The 4,696-nt window shown below is 60.4% G+C and carries 4 protein-coding genes and 3 pseudogenes; all 7 read right to left on the reverse strand.

Annotation, left to right across the window (positions count from 1 at the left end; all coding sequences use genetic code 11):
- Nucleotides 1–116 precede the first annotated feature (116 nt).
- Nucleotides 117–410: pseudogene (locus ASU23_RS33295) on the reverse strand (transposase); the annotation flags it as partial.
- 65 nt (nucleotides 411–475) lie between these two features.
- Nucleotides 476–778 (reverse strand): annotated as a pseudogene (locus ASU23_RS11150) (transposase); the annotation flags it as partial.
- Between the two features lie 10 nt (nucleotides 779–788).
- Nucleotides 789–1,895, reverse strand: a complete 1,107-nt coding sequence (locus tag ASU23_RS11155) for an IS110 family transposase (RefSeq protein WP_082661379.1) — start codon at nucleotides 1,893–1,895, stop codon at nucleotides 789–791.
- A 245-nt stretch (nucleotides 1,896–2,140) separates the two neighbouring features.
- Nucleotides 2,141–2,440 carry a DDE-type integrase/transposase/recombinase gene (locus ASU23_RS35300; protein ID WP_082661380.1) on the reverse strand — a complete coding sequence of 100 codons (300 nt, stop codon included), beginning with the start codon at nucleotides 2,438–2,440 and terminating at the stop codon, nucleotides 2,141–2,143.
- On the reverse strand, nucleotides 2,383–3,438 hold the full coding sequence (locus tag ASU23_RS11160; protein WP_253741287.1) for an IS30 family transposase: 1,056 nt from the start codon (nucleotides 3,436–3,438) through the stop codon (nucleotides 2,383–2,385). Before ASU23_RS11160 ends, ASU23_RS35300 begins: the two co-directional genes overlap by 58 nt.
- 153 nt (nucleotides 3,439–3,591) lie before the next feature.
- Nucleotides 3,592–3,942, reverse strand: a pseudogene (locus tag ASU23_RS35305) (transposase); the annotation flags it as partial.
- Nucleotides 3,884–4,378 carry an IS3 family transposase gene (locus ASU23_RS35310; protein WP_082661381.1) on the reverse strand — a complete coding sequence of 165 codons (495 nt, stop codon included), beginning with the start codon at nucleotides 4,376–4,378 and terminating at the stop codon, nucleotides 3,884–3,886. The gene ASU23_RS35310 and the pseudogene ASU23_RS35305, both read right to left, overlap by 59 nt.
- Nucleotides 4,379–4,696 lie beyond the last annotated feature (318 nt).

Below are 4,696 nucleotides of genomic sequence, written 5' to 3' on the forward strand. Positions count from 1 at the left end.
ACCCTCACCCGTCAGCGAGACGACGCCGCAGACAAGGGCCAGATCGGGCGGCAGAAGGTCTTCGACGGACTTATCCAGCGACTCGACGACACGGGCACTTGACATCGATCACCCACATAAACCGATGCCGACTTCAGGATCTCGTTGGCGCGCTTGAGTTCCCGATTCTCGGCTCGAAGTTTGCGCATCTCCGCTGCCATTTCGCTCGTCACACCGGGACGTATCCCGGCGTCGGTCTGAGCTCTCCGGACCCAGTTGAGCAGCGTTTGCGCTGTTCCGATGCCGAGTTTGTCAGCGACGGATTCGACTGCGGCCCACTCGGACGGGTACTCGTGTTGGACTTCTGAGACCATCCGCACTGCCCGCTCACGCAGTTCGGGCGGGTACCTCTTGTTCGTTGCTGAGGACATGACTCCATCTTTCCCAAAGGATGAAGTGATGTGCCCTGGGTTCCACGGAGTCGACATAGCTGGTTTCAGGCAACTGGCTGATTCGTGTGATGATGCAATTCGTACTCTATCGGGGTGCGCATTCCGAGGCTCGAATGTCTACGTTGACGGTTGTGAAAGATCTCCAGATACTCGAAGATAGCGTTCGCCAGTTCAATCCGGGTACGCCACCGTTTTCGATTTAGAAGCGCGGTTTGCATTCTGCCCCAGAATGATTCGATTGTGGCGTTGTCGTAGCAGTCACCGACAGATCCCATCGACGGAACCAGCCCTGAGTCGTGCGCCCGGCGGGTGAATGTCCAGGACGTGAATTGCACTCCGTGGATGCTCTCCTGAGAGTCAAGCTGCCTTTCGATGCGGTCGGGTGTTCGGAGTAATGGTCTGCTGTCCGGGGTTGAGGAGGTAGTAGATCTCGCGAGCCAGGTAGCGTTTCAGGCACCGAATGGTTTCCAGTTTCGAGTGGCCTTCGCTGGTCTTCTTCTCTACGTAGGCCTGGGTTTTCGGGTCGAGTCGAATACGGCCGATGACGACCAGATGCAAGGCTCGGTTGGCTTGTCTGTCGCCGCCTCGATTGAGACGGTGTCGTTGGGTCATGCCAGAAGATGCGGGTAGCGGCGCGACACCGCAGAGCATCGCGAACGCAGCCTCGGATTTCATCCGATCGGAATTGTCGCCGACGGTGACAAGCATCTGGCCGGCGACCTCGATACCGATTCCGACTCGCTCGAGCAGTTGAGGTGCGAGCGCTTTCACGATCGGGTTGATCAGTTCGTCGAGATCGGCGATCTCGTCGGTCAATTCGAGATAGCGGCGAGCCAGGGATTTCAGCGAAACCCGGTAGGCGGTCACAGGATCGGTAGCGTTCGAGACATCCGGCCGCCACGCGGCGAGGAGGCGTATCAGCTGCATCCGCGTCAGATCGCGGACCTGCTCGCGCAGCTCGTCGGGAGCGGAGATGATCGTCATCCGCAATAGTTGCAGCGCACTGCGCCGCTCTCGTACCGAATGGGCTCGGGTCACCCTCAACACACGAAGTGACTCGACGGCACCATCTTTCGATTTCGGGGTGGTGGTGCGCCGGTTGGTTTTGGCTGCACGCGCTGCGTTAATGGCATCGAGGTCGTCGTTTTTGCCCTTACGGCGGCGGTCCGACCGATCGGGGCGGTCCACCTCGAGTACCGTCACGCCCGCTTTAGCAAGGTGGCGGGTCAGCCCAGCTCCGTAGGAGCCAGTGCCCTCGACACCGATCCGGATCAGAGTGCCGTACTCGCCGATCCAGGTCAGCATGGTTCGGTAACCAGTTCGGGTGGTGGGAAAACTGCGAGTCCCGAGGACTGTGTCGTCGGTATCGATCACCGCGGCGACATGCAATTCTTTGTGGGTATCGACCCCGGCGAACACTTCCCGGTCTTGATCGAGACCAGCTTTGTCAGGCATCCTTGTCATGTCGCTTTCCTCTCCGTTGACCGATGAGCAAGGCGGCGCCGCGCATCGACCGAACCGGCGGACAAGACAGTGATGAGCACCTGGTGGTGCAGGCTCTCCTCAGGTCACCCCGACGGTGAGGCGTAGCGCCTCACCGGGCGTTCCCAGGAACCGACAGATCCAAGGAAAGACACACGATCGTCGATCGGAGTGCGGGTCAGGAACACTGGGAACACCCGGCACCAGCATTCTCTCGTCTCCATGCGTTAACGGTCAGGAAATCCGAAAACACCGGCACAAACAGTCTCACTATCGGAGTGAATCACGGTTCCTTCGAGCGGTGCACGGTTGGAGATGGCCATCGAGAGCGCGTTGGTCACCAGCGCGGAGGTTTGACTGGAATCGATCGACCACCCCACGACCCGTCTTGAAAACGCATCCAGGACAACCGCGCAGAAAACCTTACCTTCACGAGCTTGGATTCCAGCAATCGTCGCAACACTCGTGATTACGAGACTTCCAGTAAAGCACTCAGGCGCTCGGCAGGGGTGTCCCAGTCGAGCGATTTCCGGGGTCGGTCGTTAAGCTCCTCCGCGACGGCCAAGAGTTTGTCGACGCTATGCGCTGCCAGGTCGGTACCGCGCGGGAAGTATTGGCGGAGAAGCCCGTTGGTGTTCTCGTTGCTGCCGCGCTGCCAGGGAGCGCCCGCGTCTGCGAAGTAGACGTCGAAGTTGGTCGCGGCGGCGAATGCCCGGTGCTCGGCCATCTCGGCGCCTTGGTCCCAGGTCAGAGTTCCTCGCAGCGATGCGGGCAGATGACGGACGGTGGTAATGAGAGAGTCGCGGACGGCTTCGGCAGTCCGTTCACGTCCGAGGTGCCCGAGCATCACGAAGCGGGAGGAGCGTTCGACTAGTGTCGCGATCGCCGATCCACCCAGCGCACCGATGATGAGATCGCCCTCCCAATGACCTGGCACTTTTCGCGAGTCAACCTCTGCCGGCCGATTGCTGATCGAGTTCATCGGGTCGACGAACCGCGGCCGACGGGCATCGGACTGCCTATGTGGCTTGCGCGCAATTCGACCGCGGCGCAGTTGCTTTCCGAGTTCCCGTGTGAGATCGCCCCGGGCGTGCACGTAGATCGCTTGATAAATCGTCTCGGTGCTCGCACGCATTTCCGGCGTGGTCGGGAAGTCCTTGACCAGTCGGTGACTGATCTGTTGCGGCGACCACCTTTTCGCCAGTTTCCCTTGGACATAGGAACGAAGCTCGGCATTGGCAACCAGCTTCGCCTGCCGCGGCCTGGCCCGATGCTTCACCGACAGCCGATGCGCCGTATGAGGCATATATCCCCTCACCGAGACTGTGTTGCGCTTGAGTTCTCGGCTGATCGTCGACGGTGCGCGTCGCATCTGCGACGCGATCGCCCGGATCGACAACCCCGCACGCCGTAGGTCCTGCAACTGCTCGCGTTCGAGCAGGCTGAGGTAGCGGGGATGGATGATCTTCTCGACGACGTTGAGGTCGACACTTCCGCCGATCGCGCGAGTTCTTCGTTCTGGCACAACATCATTGTTCTTTACGGGGTACCGCACCACCCGACCGTCGGGATAGACCCGCCCCCGGTTGATGATCGTGATGCCCTTGTCCCAGTCGGTCGCCGATCGGGCATCGGCCCCGACGCGAGCCCTCGCCTCTACGCGCGTGAGTCCCGCAGCTCGCAGACGCAGGAACTCTTCACGCCGCGGGTTGACCTTGCGTGCCTCGCTGGTCGATATCCCTGCTTTCCGCGCCCACGCATAAGCGGTTGGCCGATGAATCCCCAGCTCATGAGCAACAGTCGAGATGATTTCCCGCTCGCGAACGAGCCGCAAGAACTCAGCTTTCAGTTCCGCGGGGTAAGTGCGCGGCGCCGTCCGCGCCATGGTCAGCCCTGTCTTCCGCAACCAGTTGTAGCCTGCGTCTTCATGAACGCCGACTGCACGCGCTGCAGCGCGGACCGTGCCACCTCTATCGAGTAGTCGGAAGAATTCTTCCTTCTGCTGATCCGTGTACTTTTTGCCAGCCATTGCAACACCTTCCAGTAGGTGTTGCGACGATTGCTGGAATCCAAGGAGTGCGATGTTCGGTGATATCAGTGACCCACAACCGATTTGGCTGTTCACGGGTGAACATCCGGTTGACCAGGTCGCCGGCTGTCGGTGTCTGATGTCGAGATTTCGGCCGTCTGGTCCCGGGTAGGCCTTTGATGCCGGCGCGCGACATCACGGCCTCGATTTGGTTGTGTCCGACGGACAGACCGAGTCCAAGGGTGAGCTCGGCGTGAATGCGCCTGGCGCCGTATGTACCGCGAGATGCGGCATGCACTGCGGTGATCTGTTCAAGTAGCCAGGTGTGCCGCAGAGCGCGTAGTGACGGTGGTCGGTTGCGCCATTCGTAGTACCCCGCTTCGGACACCTTCAGTAGGCGACAGGACGCCTGCACAGGTAGTCCTTCCGCGGCCATTGTCGCTATGGCCGCGAATCGCCTTTTGGGTCGTGTGGCTCTTTCAGCAGCTCACGGGACCGTTTCAGTATTGCGACTTCGTTCTCGAGTTCACGGATACGTCTTTTCGCCGAGGTGAGCTCGGATTGTTCGAGGCGTGAGAGTCCTGGTACCTGCCCCGTGTCGATCAGGTCCTGTTTGCGCCAACCGTAGATCGTCTGTGTCAATGGCCACGAAGTTCTCCCCGTAGGCGGCCAGTAGTTCTCCCCGCTGGTGGCCACGGGTTCTCCCCGGTGGCGGCCAGTTGTTTTTCCCCACCCGCTTTCTGATTTGGGTTAG

Source organism: Rhodococcus sp. KB6, assembly GCF_001445685.1.
GTDB classification, from domain to species: domain Bacteria; phylum Actinomycetota; class Actinomycetes; order Mycobacteriales; family Mycobacteriaceae; genus Rhodococcus_F; species Rhodococcus_F qingshengii.

Bases quoted from the DNA above. Each gene is read 5' to 3' on its own strand.
- ASU23_RS11155 (WP_082661379.1), bottom strand. From the start codon at position 1,895: ATGACAAGGATGCCTGACAAAGCTGGTCTCGATCAAGACCGGGAAGTG.
- ASU23_RS35310 (WP_082661381.1), bottom strand. From the start codon at position 4,378: ATGGCCGCGGAAGGACTACCTGTGCAGGCGTCCTGTCGCCTACTGAAG.